General features: G+C 26.9%; 15 protein-coding genes. 10 read left to right on the top strand and 5 right to left on the bottom strand.

The window, feature by feature from the left end; genetic code table 11:
- Positions 1 to 2 precede the first annotated feature (2 nt).
- The 3 genes from cysK to waaF all read right to left on the bottom strand — a co-directional run bounded on the left by cysK (position 3) and on the right by waaF (position 2,311).
- Positions 3 to 905: a cysteine synthase A gene (gene cysK / locus L8U41_RS02460; protein WP_263727715.1), complete on the bottom strand. Its 903-nt coding sequence runs from the start codon at positions 903 to 905 to the stop codon at positions 3 to 5.
- 96 nt (positions 906 to 1,001) lie between these two features.
- Positions 1,002 to 1,304, bottom strand: a complete 303-nt coding sequence (locus tag L8U41_RS02455; RefSeq protein WP_039619003.1) for an HU family DNA-binding protein — start codon at positions 1,302 to 1,304, stop codon at positions 1,002 to 1,004.
- A 92-nt stretch (positions 1,305 to 1,396) separates the two neighbouring features.
- Positions 1,397 to 2,311: a lipopolysaccharide heptosyltransferase II gene (gene waaF, locus L8U41_RS02450; protein ID WP_263727714.1), complete on the bottom strand. Its 915-nt coding sequence runs from the start codon at positions 2,309 to 2,311 to the stop codon at positions 1,397 to 1,399.
- 52 nt (positions 2,312 to 2,363) lie between these two features.
- Here waaF and L8U41_RS02445 point away from each other — a divergent pair, with 52 nt between their 5' ends.
- The 10 genes from L8U41_RS02445 to L8U41_RS02400 all read left to right on the top strand — a co-directional run bounded on the left by L8U41_RS02445 (position 2,364) and on the right by L8U41_RS02400 (position 13,519).
- Entirely contained in the window at positions 2,364 to 3,179 is an 816-nt protein-coding gene (locus L8U41_RS02445; protein WP_263727713.1) for a glycosyltransferase family 2 protein, read from the top strand.
- Entirely contained in the window at positions 3,167 to 3,913 is a 747-nt protein-coding gene (locus L8U41_RS02440) for a glycosyltransferase family 25 protein (protein ID WP_233431005.1), read from the top strand. Before L8U41_RS02445 ends, L8U41_RS02440 begins: the two co-directional genes overlap by 13 nt.
- Positions 3,914 to 4,867, top strand: coding sequence for a UDP-glucuronic acid decarboxylase family protein (locus L8U41_RS02435; RefSeq protein WP_263727712.1), 954 nt, complete (start codon positions 3,914 to 3,916; stop codon positions 4,865 to 4,867).
- Between the two features lie 3 nt (positions 4,868 to 4,870).
- The gene (locus L8U41_RS02430; RefSeq protein WP_263727711.1) at positions 4,871 to 6,169 is read left to right on the top strand and encodes a UDP-glucose dehydrogenase family protein; all 1,299 of its coding nucleotides are present in this window, start codon (positions 4,871 to 4,873) and stop codon (positions 6,167 to 6,169) included.
- Positions 6,166 to 7,134, top strand: a complete 969-nt coding sequence (gene galE, locus L8U41_RS02425; RefSeq protein ID WP_263690994.1) for a UDP-glucose 4-epimerase GalE — start codon at positions 6,166 to 6,168, stop codon at positions 7,132 to 7,134. Before L8U41_RS02430 ends, galE begins: the two co-directional genes overlap by 4 nt.
- Positions 7,134 to 8,255, top strand: a complete 1,122-nt coding sequence (gene glf / locus L8U41_RS02420; RefSeq protein WP_263727710.1) for a UDP-galactopyranose mutase — start codon at positions 7,134 to 7,136, stop codon at positions 8,253 to 8,255. The genes galE and glf overlap by 1 nt, the downstream gene beginning before the upstream one ends.
- The gene (locus L8U41_RS02415; protein ID WP_263727709.1) at positions 8,252 to 9,316 is read left to right on the top strand and encodes a glycosyltransferase family 2 protein; all 1,065 of its coding nucleotides are present in this window, start codon (positions 8,252 to 8,254) and stop codon (positions 9,314 to 9,316) included. The genes glf and L8U41_RS02415 overlap by 4 nt, the downstream gene beginning before the upstream one ends.
- Positions 9,317 to 10,042: 726 nt before the next feature.
- The gene (locus tag L8U41_RS02410) at positions 10,043 to 11,110 is read left to right on the top strand and encodes a glycosyltransferase family 2 protein (RefSeq protein WP_263727708.1); all 1,068 of its coding nucleotides are present in this window, start codon (positions 10,043 to 10,045) and stop codon (positions 11,108 to 11,110) included.
- The gene (locus L8U41_RS02405) at positions 11,100 to 12,314 is read left to right on the top strand and encodes a glycosyltransferase family 2 protein (RefSeq protein ID WP_115646017.1); all 1,215 of its coding nucleotides are present in this window, start codon (positions 11,100 to 11,102) and stop codon (positions 12,312 to 12,314) included. Before L8U41_RS02410 ends, L8U41_RS02405 begins: the two co-directional genes overlap by 11 nt.
- A 2-nt stretch (positions 12,315 to 12,316) precedes the next feature.
- On the top strand, positions 12,317 to 13,519 hold the full coding sequence (locus L8U41_RS02400; protein ID WP_263727707.1) for a glycosyltransferase family 8 protein: 1,203 nt from the start codon (positions 12,317 to 12,319) through the stop codon (positions 13,517 to 13,519).
- On the opposite strand, the gene L8U41_RS02395 is transcribed toward L8U41_RS02400, so the two are convergent.
- The gene (locus tag L8U41_RS02395) at positions 13,512 to 14,573 is read right to left on the bottom strand and encodes a glycosyltransferase family 4 protein (RefSeq protein WP_263727706.1); all 1,062 of its coding nucleotides are present in this window, start codon (positions 14,571 to 14,573) and stop codon (positions 13,512 to 13,514) included. The genes L8U41_RS02400 and L8U41_RS02395 overlap by 8 nt on opposite strands.
- The gene (locus tag L8U41_RS02390; protein ID WP_263727705.1) at positions 14,560 to 15,339 is read right to left on the bottom strand and encodes a glycosyltransferase family 2 protein; all 780 of its coding nucleotides are present in this window, start codon (positions 15,337 to 15,339) and stop codon (positions 14,560 to 14,562) included. Before L8U41_RS02390 ends, L8U41_RS02395 begins: the two co-directional genes overlap by 14 nt.
- Positions 15,340 to 15,342: the final 3 nt, after the last annotated feature.

Here is a 15,342-nt window from a genome sequence, read left to right as displayed (position 1 = left end):
AATTATAAATTTGCAAATAAATCAGTTGACAAATATCGCTCTGCTGTATCATTTAACATAGTTAAGACTTTTTTATTTGGATTTTCTAAAGCAATTTTTCTAGCCATATATACATTTGCACCACTTGAAATTCCTGCCATTATGCCATTTTTACCAAGCTCTAAGGCTGTATTTATAGCATCTTCATTGCTTACACAAACTATCTCATCTATAATTTTTTGATTTAAAATTTTAGGAATAAAATTTGCACCTATACCTTGAATTTTATGGCTTGCAGCGGTATTTTGACTCAAAAGTGGCGAAGATGTAGGTTCTAAAGCTATGATTTTGATATTAGGATTGTGTTCTTTTAAAATTTCTCCTACCCCACTAATAGTCCCACCTGTGCCAAAACCTGCTAAAAAAATATCAAGATCAGGCAAAACTTTTAAAATTTCTAAGGCAGTATTTTTTCTATGTGCGTTTTTGTTGTTGATATTTTCAAATTGACTTACCATAAACGAATTTGGAATTTCACTCAAAAGCTCATTAGCTCTATCAAGCGCTCCTTGCATACCTTTGCTTGCTTGAGTAAGCTCTAGCTTTGCACCAAAAAAACTCATCATTTTTCTACGCTCAATACTCATAGACTCAGGCATAGTTATGATAAGTTTAAGCTTTAAGCTTGCACAAATCATTGCTAAAGCTATGCCGGTATTTCCACTTGTGGCTTCTATAATGGTTGTTTCTTGATTAATCTTACCTTCATTTAAAGCTTGTTTTATCATCTCCACAGCCGCTCTATCTTTTATAGAATGACTTGGATTAAAATACTCACATTTAGCATAAAGATTTGGAGCAAATTCTTTTAAAGAAATAATCGGGGTATTACCTATACAATCTAAAATATTATTATAAACTGACATTGTTTTCCTTGTAATTTTTTAAAAACAATATCAAAAGAAAATTAATACTTAATCTATGAAGAAAAACGCAAAAGTTAGAAACTTTTGCGCAAAGAATTATTTTTTAGCTTTTTTAGCAGTTTTAGCAGCAGCAACTGCGTCTTTAAGGTTTTTACCTACTTTAAATTTAGCAACTTTAGTAGCAGGTACTTTGATAGTAGCACCAGTGCTTGGTACTCTAGCTTCTCTAGCAGCTCTTTCAGCTACAGAAAATGTACCAAAACCGATAAAGCTAATGCTATCACCTTTAGCTAATACATCAGTAATAGTAGCGATTACTGCATCAGTAGCTGCAGTTGCATCTTTTTTAGTTAGCCCAGCAGTTTGAGCAACTTGAGAAATAAAATCTGCTTTAGTCATAAAAAGCTCCTTGATTAAAAATGATTGTTAAGTTTAACACATTTATCAAGCTTTTGCAAGAGGTTTAAACCCAAATCACAAAGAAAAATATGCTAAAAAAATGTTTTTGCTAAATTTATTACCATTTCAGGCTTTAAATCTTTCATACATTTGTGGTGTTTTAAAGGGCATATCTTTTGCATACAAGGCATACAAGCTAAATTTAAATGTGCTATTTTAGCATTTTCTTGCCAAGGCGAGGTTTGACTAAATTTAGTCGAGCCAAAAATAGCCACCGTTTTCACCCCATAAACTGCACCTATATGCATAGGACCACTATCGTTTGTGATGAGTAAATCAAGTATAGAAATATTTTTACACAAAGTATAAATGCTAGTTTTACCACAAAGATTTTTTGCCCTTATGCCTTCTTTTAGAAGAAATTGTTCAATTTCATCACAAATTTCTCTCTCGCTTTCTACTCCAAAGATTAAAATTTGATGAGTGGAGCTAAATTCTTTTGCTACCCTTGCAAAATAGCTCGCTTCCCATCTTTTCGCACTTCCAAAATGTGCACCTGGGTTTATACCTAAAATTTTTTGAGTTGATTTTGCTTTTATAGGGAGTTTTAAAGCATTTGAAGTGGCTTTAAAATTTAAAGCTTTTTCTATGAAATTTAAGTATTTTAAGACTTGGTGTTCTTCTTTTAGAATATTTTTATCAAAATAAAATCTTTTCTTTGTTTTGATTAGATTTAAAACAATCTTACTTGAAAATGCCGAGCGAAATGAAAAAGCTAGATCAAATTTACCAAGATTTTTTCTGGCTTGTAAAATTTGCTTATATCTTTGCTTTTTATTTTCTACTAAAATTTGAGCATTTTCAAAGCGTTTAAAAAGCTCTGTACTTACAAAAGAACCATAAAAAGTAAATTTAGCTTGGGGGTATTTTTCTTTTATAGCATAAATAGCCGCACTAGCCATTACTGCATCGCCAAGCCAAGTAGGAAGGTTGATAAAAATATTCATGATTTTCCTTAAAAATAAAAGCTATAATTATATCAAAAAATAAAGAGCTAAAATGAGTCAAATTTCCATCATACTACCAACTTATAATGTAGAAAAATATATAGCTAGAGCATTAGAAAGTTGTATAAATCAAACTTTTAAAGATATAGAAATCATTGTAGTAGATGATTGCGGTAATGATAAAAGTATAGATATAGCCAAAGAATATGCTAGTAAAGATGATAGAATAAAAATCATACATAATGAAGAAAATTTAGGAACCTTTGCTAGTAGAAATATAGGTGTATTAAATGCAAAATCAGATTTTATAATGTTTTTAGATCCTGATGATTATTTAGAGCTTAATGCTTGTGAGCTTGGGCTTGAAAAAATTAAAGATATAGATATGGTAGTGTTTGATGCGTATGTACATAGAGTAAAATTTAAGAAATTTTATAGATTTAAACAAGATGAGCTTTTTAATAAAGATGATTTTTTGGAATTTTTACTTAGGCAAAAACATTTTTGCTGGAGTGTTTGGGCAAAATTATACAGAAAAAATTTGATATTAAAATGTTTTGAATATGTTGATTTCAAAGAAAGGCTTTGCTATGGGGAGGATGTGCTTTTTAACTATATAAATTTTATGTTAAGTGAGAGTTTTTTTGTATCGCAAGAATGTATATACCACTATGAATTTAATGAAAATGGTAGATATGAAAACAAAAATAAAGAAATTTTATGGCAAAATTATGAGCATAAAAAACAAAGTTTAAAATGCATTGAAAAATTAGCTAATATTTTTCCACATAAGCATTTTAATGAAAAAATATTAGAAGTTTTAGAGAAAGAAATTTTAGGATTGAAAGGTAGAGTTTGGAAAAAGTAAAAGTTTTTATCATCAATCTAGAACGCTCAGAAGATAGAAAAAATTTTATGCAAGAACAGATTCAAAAACTCTTTACATGCAATCCGGATTTAAAAAATCAACTAGAATTTGAATTTTTTAAAGCTATCGATGGTTCTAAAAATGAGCATTTGCAGTTTAAAAGCCACTTCCCATGGTGGTGTCAACTTGTACTTGGGCGTGAACTTAGCGATAGTGAAAAATCATGCTTTGCATCCCATTATAATTTATGGAAAAAATGCCAAGAACTTAATAACCCTATCATCATTTTAGAAGATGATGTCATCTTTAGTGATGAGTTTTTAAACAACTCAAATATTATCACTATTCTACAAAAAAGTAGTTTTTCATATATAAAACTACATTATTTATTTGATAAAAATATTCAACACTATAAAGATAATTTCTACATAAGTTTTTCTAATACTAGTGGAGCGCAAGGATATTATTTAAAACCCGAAGCTGCTCGTCTCTTTATATATTATTCAAAATTTTGGTACAAACCTGTTGATGATTTTATGGATTTATATCTTAATAAAAATTATAATATAATTTATAAACCTATATTACTTCAGCACACTGAGCTTATCTCAACAATTAAAGAAAGAAGCAAAAAAATTTCTTTTTTTAAAAAAATAACAAGGGAAATTTTTAGACTATTATTTCAAATTCAAAATTACATAGGTTATGCTATTTTTACTTTAAGGAAAAAATAAATGAAAACAATACTAATTACTGGTGGCAGTGGTTTTTTAGGTTCAAATTTATGTCAAAGATTGGTAGATGATAATCATATAATTTGCGTAGATAATAACTATACAGGTAGAATGGAAAATATCAACCATTTATTATCGCATCCAAATTTTACTTTTATACATCATGATATTTGTAATCCGCTTAAAATCGAAACAAAACTAGATCAAATATATAATTTTGCTTGTCCAGCTTCCCCTCCAGCTTATCAAGGAAATCATGCTATAAAGACAACTAAAACTAGTGTATATGGTGCTATTAACATGTTAGAATTAGCAAAAGAGCATAAAGCAACCATCATGCAAGCTTCTACTTCAGAAGTTTATGGAGATCCTCTTATTCATCCACAAAGTGAAGATTATAGAGGTAATGTTAATCCTATAGGTATTAGAGCTTGTTATGATGAGGGTAAAAGATGTGCTGAAAGCTTGTTTTTTGACTACTATAGACATGAAAATGTTGATATAAAAGTGATAAGAATTTTTAATACTTATGGTCCAAATATGGATCCAAATGATGGTAGAGTTGTGAGTAATTTTATATGCCAAGCTTTAAGTGGAAAAGATATTACTATATATGGAGATGGTTCTCAAACAAGATCTTTTTGTTATGTAGATGATTTAATTGATATTATTATCAAAGTGATGAATTCGCCAAAAGATTTTCAGGGACCTATAAATACAGGAAATCCAGGCGAATTTACAATCAAAGAATTAGCGCAAAAAGTTATAGAAAAAACAAATTCTAAATCACAAATCATTTATAAAGATCTTCCGTTAGATGATCCTACTCAAAGACGTCCGGACATAACTTTAGCAAAATCTAAATTTGATTGGGAGCCAAAGGTAAATTTAGATGAAGGCTTAGATAAAACTATAGAATATTTTAAAAAAAATATAAATTATTTTAAAGGTTAATGTATGAATATAGCTATTATAGGAACAGGATATGTGGGTTTACCAACAGGAGTTGGACTAGCAGAATTAGGTAATAAAGTTATTTGCATTGACAGAGAAATATCAAAAATAGAAGCATTAAAAAATAATAAATTAACTATATACGAAGATGGCTTAGAAGAATTGTTTTTAAAAAACACCAAAAATGGAAATTTGCAATTTAGTACTTCTATGAAAGAAGGTGTTGAAAATGCTGATGTGGTTATTATAGCTGTTGGTACTCCACCACACCCTGTAACAAAAGAAGCTGATATGAAGTATATTCATGCTGCTGCAACTGAATTAGCTGATTATTTAAAAGATTATACAGTGGTGGCTACTAAATCAACTGTTCCGGTGGGTACAGGAGATGATATAGAAAGTTTAATTAGCAAAAAAAATCCAAATGCAAAATTTGACGTTGTATCTTTGCCTGAGTTTTTAAGAGAAGGTTTTGCTGTATATGACTTTTTCAATCCTGATCGTATTGTAGTTGGGACTAACTCAGATCAAGCAAAAAAAGTTATTGAAAAACTTTATGAGCCTTTTAAACAGAAAAGCAAATTACTTTTTGTAAGTAGAAGATCTTCAGAGACGATCAAATATGCCTCTAATGCTTTTTTAGCTATTAAAATTCATTATATTAATGAAATGGCTAATTTTTGCGAAAAAGCAGGAGCGGATATTTTAGAAGTAGCCAAAGGAATGGGACTTGATGAGAGAATTGGCAATAGATTTTTAAATCCTGGACCAGGTTATGGAGGTTCTTGTTTTCCAAAAGATACCCAAGCTATGGCTTTTATGGGTAAACAAAATGATGTAGATTTAAGCTTAATAAATGCTGCTATAAATGGAAATGAAAAAAGAAAAGAAACAATAGCTCATAGAATTTTAAATTTAGTAGGAGATGTTAAAAATTCTAAAATTGCTATTTTAGGTTTAGCCTTTAAAGATGGCACAGATGATTGCAGAGAATCTCCTGCTATAGATATAATATTTAAGTTATTAGAACAGCATGCTTGTATACAAGCTTATGATCCTAAAGCTATGGAACTTGCAAAAAGTATTTTACAAGATAAAATTAAGTATTGCTCAAATGTATACGAAGCTTGTAAGGATGCAGATTTACTTGTAGTATTAACTGAGTGGAGCGAATTTAAAGATATTGATTTAGAAAAACTAGCTAGTATTATGAAAGATAAAAAGATTTTTGATTGTAGAAATTTACTAGATAAACAAAAAGCTTTAAGTCTTGGTTATAAATATGAAGGTATAGGAAGATGAGAAATGTTTTAGTGGTTGGCGGTGCTGGTTATATAGGATCTTGTACAACTAAGCATCTTTTAGATTATGGATATAATTGTATAGTTATTGATAATCTCATATACGGTCATAAAGAAGCTATTGATAAAAGAGCAAAATTTATACATGCTGATTTATTAGATTTATATTCTTTAAAAAATGTTTTTTCAAGTGAACAAATAGACTCTGTAATTCATTTTGCTGCTTTTGCTTATGTAGGTGAGAGTGTCATTAAGCCTCAAAAATACTATCAAAATAATGTCATAGGAACTTTAAATTTATTAAATGTCATGTTAGAGTATGATGTGAAAGATATAGTTTTTTCAAGTACTTGTGCTACATATGGTGAACCACAATACACTCCTATAGATGAAAAACACCCACAAAACCCTATCAATGCTTATGGTAGAACTAAACTTATGGTAGAGCAGATTTTTAAAGACTATGAAATAGCCTATGGTTTAAGACACATATCTTTAAGGTATTTTAATGCAGCTGGAGCTATGGAAGATATAGGTGAGAGTCATGAGCCTGAAACGCATTTAATACCTTTGGTTTTAAAAGCCATAAAAGGAGAGATAGAATGTATAAATGTTTTTGGAGATGATTATGATACCAAAGATGGAACTTGTATAAGAGATTATATACATATAGAAGATTTAGCAAGTGCTCATAGACTAGCTTTAGAAAATTTAGAGAAATATCATGGTTGTATAAATTTAGGAACAGGTATTGGTACCAGCGTAAAAGAAATCATCAATGCAGCTGAAGATGTAAGTGGTAAAAAGTGTCCTGTAAAATACGCTCCAAGAAGAGCAGGGGATCCTGCAAAGCTATTTGCTGATAATAAAAAAGCAAAAGAAATTTTAGGCTGGGAAATTAAATATAAAGATATAAAAGATATTATAAAATCTGCTTGGAATTGGGAGCTAAATAGGAAATTTTAATGGAAAAAATTCAAAACTTAATAGTCGGCTGTGGGCTAAGTGGTGTGATTTTGGCTAGAAAAATAGCTGAGGAAAAAAATGAAAAAGTTGTGATTATAGATAGAAGGGATCATATAGGTGGAAATATATATGATTATAAAGACAAAAATACAAATATAACTATACATAAGTATGGTCCTCATGTTTTTCATACAAGCATAAAAGAAGTGTGGGATTTTTTAAGTCGTTTTACCAAGTGGTATGTGTTTTTTTATAAAGTAAAAGCTTATATAGATGGCAAAGAAGTTAATATACCATTTAATCTAGATAGTTTATATAAAGTTTTTCCAAAAGAAATGGCACATAATTTAGAAAAAAAACTCATAGAAAAATATAGTTATGATTCTAAAACCACCATTTTAGAATTAAGAAATTCAAATGATAAAGATTTGCAATTTTTAGCTGATTATATATACAAAAAAGTATTTTTAGGATATACTGTTAAACAATGGGGTGTAAAACCAGAGGATATTGACCCTAGTGTAAGTGCTAGAGTGCCTATATATATAAGTAAAGATGATAGATATTTTCAAGATACTTATCAAGCCTTGCCAAGAGATGGTTATACTAAAATGATACGAAATATCTTAGATCATCCTTTGATAGAGGTAAGATTAAAAACTGATTTTAACGATATAAAAGAAAATATTTCTTATGATAAGCTTTTTTATACCGGCGCTATAGATGAGTTTTTTGACTATAAATTTGGTAAATTACCTTATAGAAGTTTGGATATAGTATTTGAAACTTACGATAAAGAATATATGCAATCATGTGCTCAAATGAACTATCCAAATAATTTTGATTTTACAAGAAGTGTAGAGTATAAATACTATCTTGATGAAAGATCGGATAAAACTATATTTTCTTATGAGTACCCTTGTGATTTCAAAGATGGAATAAATGAAAGATACTACCCTATACCAAATGATGACAATCAAAAATTATATGAAAAGTATTTACAAGAAGCTAGTATGCTAAAAAATGTATATTTTCTAGGAAGATTGGGTGATTATAAATATTATGATATGGATAAAACTGTGGATAGGGTTTTAAGTTATTTTCAAAAGGCTATTAAATGAATACAAAACCCTTTATCAGTTTCATATTACCTAATTATAATAACGAACATGTTTTAAATTTGTTTTTTGAAAAATTTATAATTAATAATACATATGATAATTATGAATTTATAATTGTTGATGATGGATCTGAGGATTGTAGTTTAGAGGTTTTATATAGTTGGAAAAATAGTGGTAAAATTAATAATATGCTTATTATAGAAGAACCGCATCTTGGTATTATAAACGCGCTTAATAAAGCCTTATTTTTATCCAAAGGTGAATTTATAATACGATGCGACGGTGATGCAACAATTGAAACACAATCATTTGTTGAAAAGTTTTTAGAATTTTACTATATAGAGCCTGAAAAAATAGGAGTTATAACCTCTAAAGTTATAGCTGATAATGGTTGGCTTCATGCTTTAGGTAGATCAGTTATATCTCCTAATGGTTTATTAGATAGAGGAAAAATTCCAACAGAAAAAATAGGATTTAGAAGTTGGGATTATAAATCAACAGTTTCTGCAAATTTTGACAATATTGTAAATAAGCCAGCAGAAATTGATACAGCATTAGGTGTTTTTACTTTTTTTAGGAGAGATATAGCATTAAAAATTGGTGGATTTGATAAAAATTATCCTCTTTGGATTGAGGATGATGATTTTTTTCTAATGTTTAGATTGTATAATAAAAAATGTTTTTATTTGCCAAACATTGAAATATGTCATAGATTTTCTCTAAGAGGAAATAGAAATCCAGATAGTTGGAAAAAAAGATACTTTAATTTTATTAAGACCATTGATGACGAAGTTCAACTAACAAGAAGTTATTATTTTTTTGGAAAGCTTAAAATTTTTGAGAGAAAATATATATCATGGCGTCCAAAAATACTATTACATAACTATAATTATTGGAGACGTAAATGGGGATTTGACTGTCTAAATCCAAACATGGAGGTTGTAAAAAAATTATATAAAGATACAGAAATTTTATGGAATTATGACATTAAATTAAGAAATGAAGGGGATTGGATTATTAATGAATATACAAAACTAAATCACACCAACATTCAACTATAAAAAACCTTTAATAAAAAATAATATTTTAACTTATCTATTTTAGAAAAAATTGAATTCAAGAATTTTTCAACATATATTTAAAAATACTAGAAAATAATATAAGTAAAATATACCGAAGTTGAATGAAATTTCAGCAAAATAATAAAGATTATTGAATATAGAAAATTACCAAAATAAACAATCTTAAAATATATAAGAATTTATATGATATAAAGAATATTTAAAATTTAAATCAGAATTACCTTAGATATCCAATTATGTTTTATAAAAAACTCTAAATTTTACCATATATACCACAGGAATAGCCTACTGTATAAAATGATTATAGTAATGAATTTACTGTAATAAAATTGACGAGCAACTTATATAAACTTTTACAATTAGATCTATTGATAAAGTTTTTAGATATTATCAGCTTATACAAAACAAAAACTTTTAAAGTAAATACCATATTATCAATATTAATTATTACTTTTATCTTTCTTTATATAATTGTTTATATATAAAATAAAAGAAATACCATAATAAACCACTGAAGTAAATTTAATGTGAATATAAATCGAGAAATTTAAAATTTGATAAAAAACACAAATAAAAATACAGAAATAGTGAATTAAAAATTTGTATGATTTTTAAAATCATAGACTAAAAGTAAAATCTTTAATTATCAAAAATTTAAAAAAATATTATATAATATTAAAATTTTTTATTAGGAAAACAATATACATGATCGATAAAAACACTCCTTTAATATCAATTATAATTCCAATTTACAATGTGGAAGGATATCTTAGAGAATGCCTTAATAGCGTTGTCAATCAAACATTAAAAGACATAGAAATTATATTAATTAATGATGGATCTACTGATAATTGTGGAAAAATATGTGATGAATATGCGATTAATGATGAAAGAATTATAGTCATCCACAAAGAGAATGCAGGTTTGGGGGCGGCATTTAATAACGGATTTGATATCGCTAAAGGAGAATATTGTACAATAGTTGAAAGTGATGATTATATAAAATTAGATATGTGTGAAAAACTTTACAAATTAGCTTGTAGTCTGGATTGTCAAGTAATTAAATCCGATTTTATTGGTTTTGAAGGCGAAGGAGAACAAAGAATTTTTAAAAATCTTCCTATATGCTATGATCAATCTTTGTATAACAAAAAAACTAATCCATATCTTAATCCAAATATTATTATAAATTCTTGGAATATGAATCAATCTAGTCTTTATAGAATGGATTTTATTAAAAAACACAATATAAGAGCAAATGAAACAAAAGGGGCTTCCTATCAAGATATAGGATTATGGTTTCAAATTTTAAGTCTAGCTTCAAGTATTTATTTTCATCATGAGGGATTTTATTTTTATAGACAAGACAATGAAAATGCTTCAGTTAAAAACAAAGAAAAAGTATATTCAGTCTGCGATGAATTTGAATTTTTAGATAAATTTCTTGATAGAAATTTAGAACATAAAAATAGATTGCAAGATATTTTTTATTGTTTCAAATTTAGAACATATTTGTGGAATTTAAAACGTATTGATAAGAAATATAAATTAGAATTTTTATATAAAATTTCGCAAGATTTTTCTCCGATTTACGACAAGTTAAATAAAAAGTATTTTACTTATAAAGAGTTGTCGGATCTTTGGAGCATTGTTAAGGATCCTAAAAAAAGCTATCAGAATCATTTTTTTCACAAAATAAAAAAAAATATTATTAAAACTAGATATAAGTTACAATATCTCTATTTCAAGATTAAGGATTCTCATGCACAATAATCCACTTGTTAGCATTATAATTCCAGTTTATAATGTAGAAAAATATCTAGATGAATGCATTCAAAGTTTAATACATCAATCATATACCAATTTAGATATAATTTTGGTAGATGATGGTAGCACAGATAAAAGTTTGGAAATTTGTTTAAAATATGCATCTCAGGATAATAGAATATTTGTTGTTTCAAAAATAAACTATCATCAAAGCTCTGCTAGAAATACAGGTTTAGAATTTATCAAAGGTACAATTTTAAGAAGATATTGCGAAGGCGAGGATATTGATTTTATAGAAAGCTTAACTCAAATTCATACTTTTGATAAATCATTTAAAAAAATTACAATATCTGAAGTTAATCAAGCAATAAAAATAAAAAATCAAAATTATGTAAAAGTTAATTTAGAAAATATCAATGAATTAATTGTTCAAGAGCTGCCTAATAGAATAATTCATTTCTTAGATAGCGATGATTATTTAAAAAGAGAGTGTATTGAATTTTGTGTAAATTCTATGATTAATCAACAATTAGAAATAATTATGCATGATTATATATATTACAATGATTTTAATAAGACTTTTAAAAAAGACAAAAAAACATTAAAATTTAATAATATAGTTTTTGAAAATGGAATACAAGTGATAAATAAAAAAAACGCTTATTATTACTTATGTTGGGTTTACTGTTTTAGCTCCAATATTTTAAATAGATATAATTTACGTTTTACACATGGAATTCATGCCGAAGATGACGAATTTGGTATATTTTTATTTTGCCTTGCCAATCGTGTATGTTATCAAAAATCAGAACAAATAGTATATAGAATTAGAGAAAACAGCACCATGACTAGCGAGAACGAGATTGATTTCCCTTCTTATATACCTAAATTTTTACAACCATTAGAAAATTACTTTGATAATTACAAAACCATGAGGCACTATTTTAGAGCATATAGTCACTTAATAATAGCTTCCCATATTTATAAATTTATTAATGAATCTTCTTTTAAATATAGAAAAAAATTGAAAAGATTTATATATAAATATACATCTTTATATGTAAATAATTATCATAAATTAAATTATTTACAAACGCATGAAATTTTAAAGCAAATGGGTATTAAAAATATTAACAAACTTAGTTATTATTATAAATTAAAATCTTTTTGGCGTAATCCAAAAAAAATATTTAACTTTTTTAGAAAGTAATAATGTATCACATAATCTTTAGTGCTGACGAAAATTATATAAAATATACAGCTGTTTTGATTACAAGTATTGTTAAAAATACAAATAAAAATAAATTTTATTTAAAAGAAAATAAATATTATTTCCATATTTTAAGTAACTTTATCAGTGATAGCACAATAAAAAAAATTCAGGGTTTAGAAAAAGAACTTAATGATATTTTCCCCTGCATAATACAAATTCATATTCTAAGCGATAAAAATTTTAAGAGTTATCCTATTAGTGGGGCTGCCCATAGCTCAAAATTACCTTATTATAGATTAAAATTAAGTTCTATATTAGAAGAACAAATAGATAAATGCTTATATTTAGATTCTGATATGTTGTGTTTGTGTGATATAAGAGAAATTTTTACCATTAATTTAGAAGGAAAAATAGCAGGAGTTGTAGGAGATCCTGGTTCTAAAAAATTTAAAATTAAATTTAAAGAATATGGTAAGAAAAAAGTTTTATATTTTGGTAAAAATTATTTTAACTCAGGTTTTCTACTCATCAACTTAAAAGAATGGAGAAAAAACGATATAGAACAAAAATGTGAAAATTTAGCTAGCAAAAGCTACTATATAAAAGCAGCAGATCAAGATCTATTGAATGCTACTATAAAACCGCAGTATCAATTAAAATTAGATTTCTCTTATAATTTCAACATAAAAACACTACTTTATGTAATATGTAAAAATGAAAAACCTAATAGGCTTAACTACACAAGAGAGGAATTTATTGAAAGTGCAAAATCACCCAAAATTCTACACTACGGAGAAAAGCCTTGGAAATTTTTAAAATCATACACAGATTTACAAGGTAAAAATATAAATGATTATTGGTGGCAAATAGCTGAAAAAACACCTATTTTTAATAAAGAACTACTTGAACAAAAAACAAACATTAAAGATCATTTACTTTATAGCACTTTGGGACTTGAGCTTTTAAAAGCTATAAAAAGTTTTAATTTTATAAAAATATCATCTTTGATTCACGATACAAACCAAGATAAATGTTTTATGTATAATGTGCAAATCATTCATAATGAAATCTTTGGTTTATGCTGTATGCTTGGAGAAATAGTCTTATATGCAAGAAGAAACAATAAAAATACTTTTAATGTATTATTAAAAGCGTTTAAAATTATTAATGAGTTTAAAAAATATGCCAATAAAATCAAATAATTAATAAATCTTTCCATTTTTGCATAACTTTTTCTTTAGAAAATTTATTACAAATATTTTCCTTAGCAGCTTGTCCCATTTGCTCTCTTAAGCCCTTATCATCCATAAGCAAACAAAGTTTATCTACAAAATCATGTAAATTGCCATCTTGTATTAAAAATCCACTTTTTTTATTATCAATGATATCACTAGGCCCTGTATTTATATCAAATGCAACACTTGGGATACTATAATTTGCACTTTCAATTAAAACCATTCCAAAACCTTCAGAATAACTAGTCATTGCATAAATACTTGCTTTTAGGTATTCTGTTTCTATATTTTTATTAAAAGGTAATAAAATTACAGAGTGTTCTAATTTTTTTAGTTTTATTTTATAAAGCAATTCTTCTTTCAAAATCCCATCACCCACAATATGGAGTTGCCATTCTCTAAATTTCTCACTCCTTTGTATCGTTTCCCAAATATCTATAAGCCTGAAAAAACCTTTTTCTTGAGTAAACCTACCAATACTTAAAACAACTTTTTGAGACAAATCACTTTTTTTAGAAGATATAAAAGGTAAAAAATTAGGAATTATTTGAATATTTTTATGCCATTTATTCCATTTTTCAAGTTCTTTTGATGAAAGTATAATAATTGCATCAAAATAATCAAAAATTCTCTTTTTTCTCTTAGGAGCTTTAATGTGCCAAATTCTAAAATACTTTAAAGTTTTATTCTTGAAAAAAGGTAAAAAATACCCATCATTAGCTACAATTATTTCTTTATTTCTTTGTCTAAAATAGAAAATCATTTTTAATGATAGAAAATAGCGACAAAAAATTTTTAGAAATATTTTTTTAATTCCTCTTGCATTTTTTAAATTAAATGCACTTAAGTAAGTTATTTTTACCTTTTCATCAAGCTCATAAGCAGTATTTGGTTGACTTTTATAAAAACTAAAAATTTCAACTTCATAATCAAAAGAAAAAGCATTAGCAAGATTTACACAAACCCTCTCTCCACCACCACTTTCTGTAATATCTTTTAAAAAAATATTAATCTTTTTCATTTTTGCAAACTTGATCATAAAGTTTCATATATCGAAAAAAAGCACCATTTGCATTTAAAATAGCAATCACAAATCCCTTATATCCATATAAAAAACCTTTTCTAAAAAAATAGTCCTTTATAAAAGTAAAAATAAATCTCAGTATGGCCTTTGTGGCACTCGGTTTTTTATTATATTTAAATTTTTCTTGCGCAGAGTATGAAGTATAGAGATTCATTTTACTTATTATTTCACTCATCTGATCGCATGTAAAATGCCTCAAACCATTTTGCAACTTAATCTTTTTACTATCTTCATGTAAAATCAAACTTTCATGTACCAAATTTTCATTAAAACTAGTATGGGTTTTATTAAATACTCGCATTACATGATCAGGCCACCACCCACAAGCTTTAATCCACTCTCCATTGTATAAATTTTCTCTTGGCAAAGCTATGATATCTTCTTTATTAGGCTCAATTTGCCCTAATTCTTGTAAAAATTCTTTCTTAGCAAGCTCATCTGCATCAATATTAAAAATCCAATCATTACTAGCATAACTGATGGCTAAATTTTTCAAAGGTCCAAAACCTATAAATTTATGCTGATAAATCTTGATATTTTTATAGTTTTTACTAAATTCATAAGCAATTTTCAAAGTATCATCATTGCTATCATTTTCTATTAAAACTATCTCGCCAAATTCTTGCAAAGATTCCAAGCAAGCTTTTAAAGTTTTTTGAGCATTTTTAACAATCATTATCACACTAATTTGCTTTAAATCCATTTT

This window comes from Campylobacter sp. RKI_CA19_01116 (assembly GCF_025771405.1).
Classification (GTDB): Bacteria; Campylobacterota; Campylobacteria; order Campylobacterales; family Campylobacteraceae; genus Campylobacter_D.
The sequence above is the reverse complement of the archived record's forward strand: the minus strand, read 5'-3'. Positions and strand labels throughout refer to the sequence as shown.

Excerpts from the sequence above, each read along its gene's own strand:
- cysK (WP_263727715.1), bottom strand. The coding sequence starts at position 905 with ATGTCAGTTTATAATAATATTTTAGATTGTATAGGTAATACCCCGATT.
- L8U41_RS02455 (WP_039619003.1), bottom strand. The coding sequence starts at position 1,304 with ATGACTAAAGCAGATTTTATTTCTCAAGTTGCTCAAACTGCTGGGCTA.
- waaF (WP_263727714.1), bottom strand. The coding sequence starts at position 2,311 with ATGAATATTTTTATCAACCTTCCTACTTGGCTTGGCGATGCAGTAATG.
- L8U41_RS02445 (WP_263727713.1), top strand. The coding sequence starts at position 2,364 with ATGAGTCAAATTTCCATCATACTACCAACTTATAATGTAGAAAAATAT.
- L8U41_RS02435 (WP_263727712.1), top strand. The coding sequence starts at position 3,914 with ATGAAAACAATACTAATTACTGGTGGCAGTGGTTTTTTAGGTTCAAAT.
- L8U41_RS02430 (WP_263727711.1), top strand. The coding sequence starts at position 4,871 with ATGAATATAGCTATTATAGGAACAGGATATGTGGGTTTACCAACAGGA.
- galE (WP_263690994.1), top strand. The coding sequence starts at position 6,166 with ATGAGAAATGTTTTAGTGGTTGGCGGTGCTGGTTATATAGGATCTTGT.
- glf (WP_263727710.1), top strand. The coding sequence starts at position 7,134 with ATGGAAAAAATTCAAAACTTAATAGTCGGCTGTGGGCTAAGTGGTGTG.
- L8U41_RS02415 (WP_263727709.1), top strand. The coding sequence starts at position 8,252 with ATGAATACAAAACCCTTTATCAGTTTCATATTACCTAATTATAATAAC.
- L8U41_RS02410 (WP_263727708.1), top strand. The coding sequence starts at position 10,043 with ATGATCGATAAAAACACTCCTTTAATATCAATTATAATTCCAATTTAC.
- L8U41_RS02405 (WP_115646017.1), top strand. The coding sequence starts at position 11,100 with ATGCACAATAATCCACTTGTTAGCATTATAATTCCAGTTTATAATGTA.
- L8U41_RS02400 (WP_263727707.1), top strand. The coding sequence starts at position 12,317 with ATGTATCACATAATCTTTAGTGCTGACGAAAATTATATAAAATATACA.
- L8U41_RS02395 (WP_263727706.1), bottom strand. The coding sequence starts at position 14,573 with ATGAAAAAGATTAATATTTTTTTAAAAGATATTACAGAAAGTGGTGGT.
- L8U41_RS02390 (WP_263727705.1), bottom strand. The coding sequence starts at position 15,339 with ATGGATTTAAAGCAAATTAGTGTGATAATGATTGTTAAAAATGCTCAA.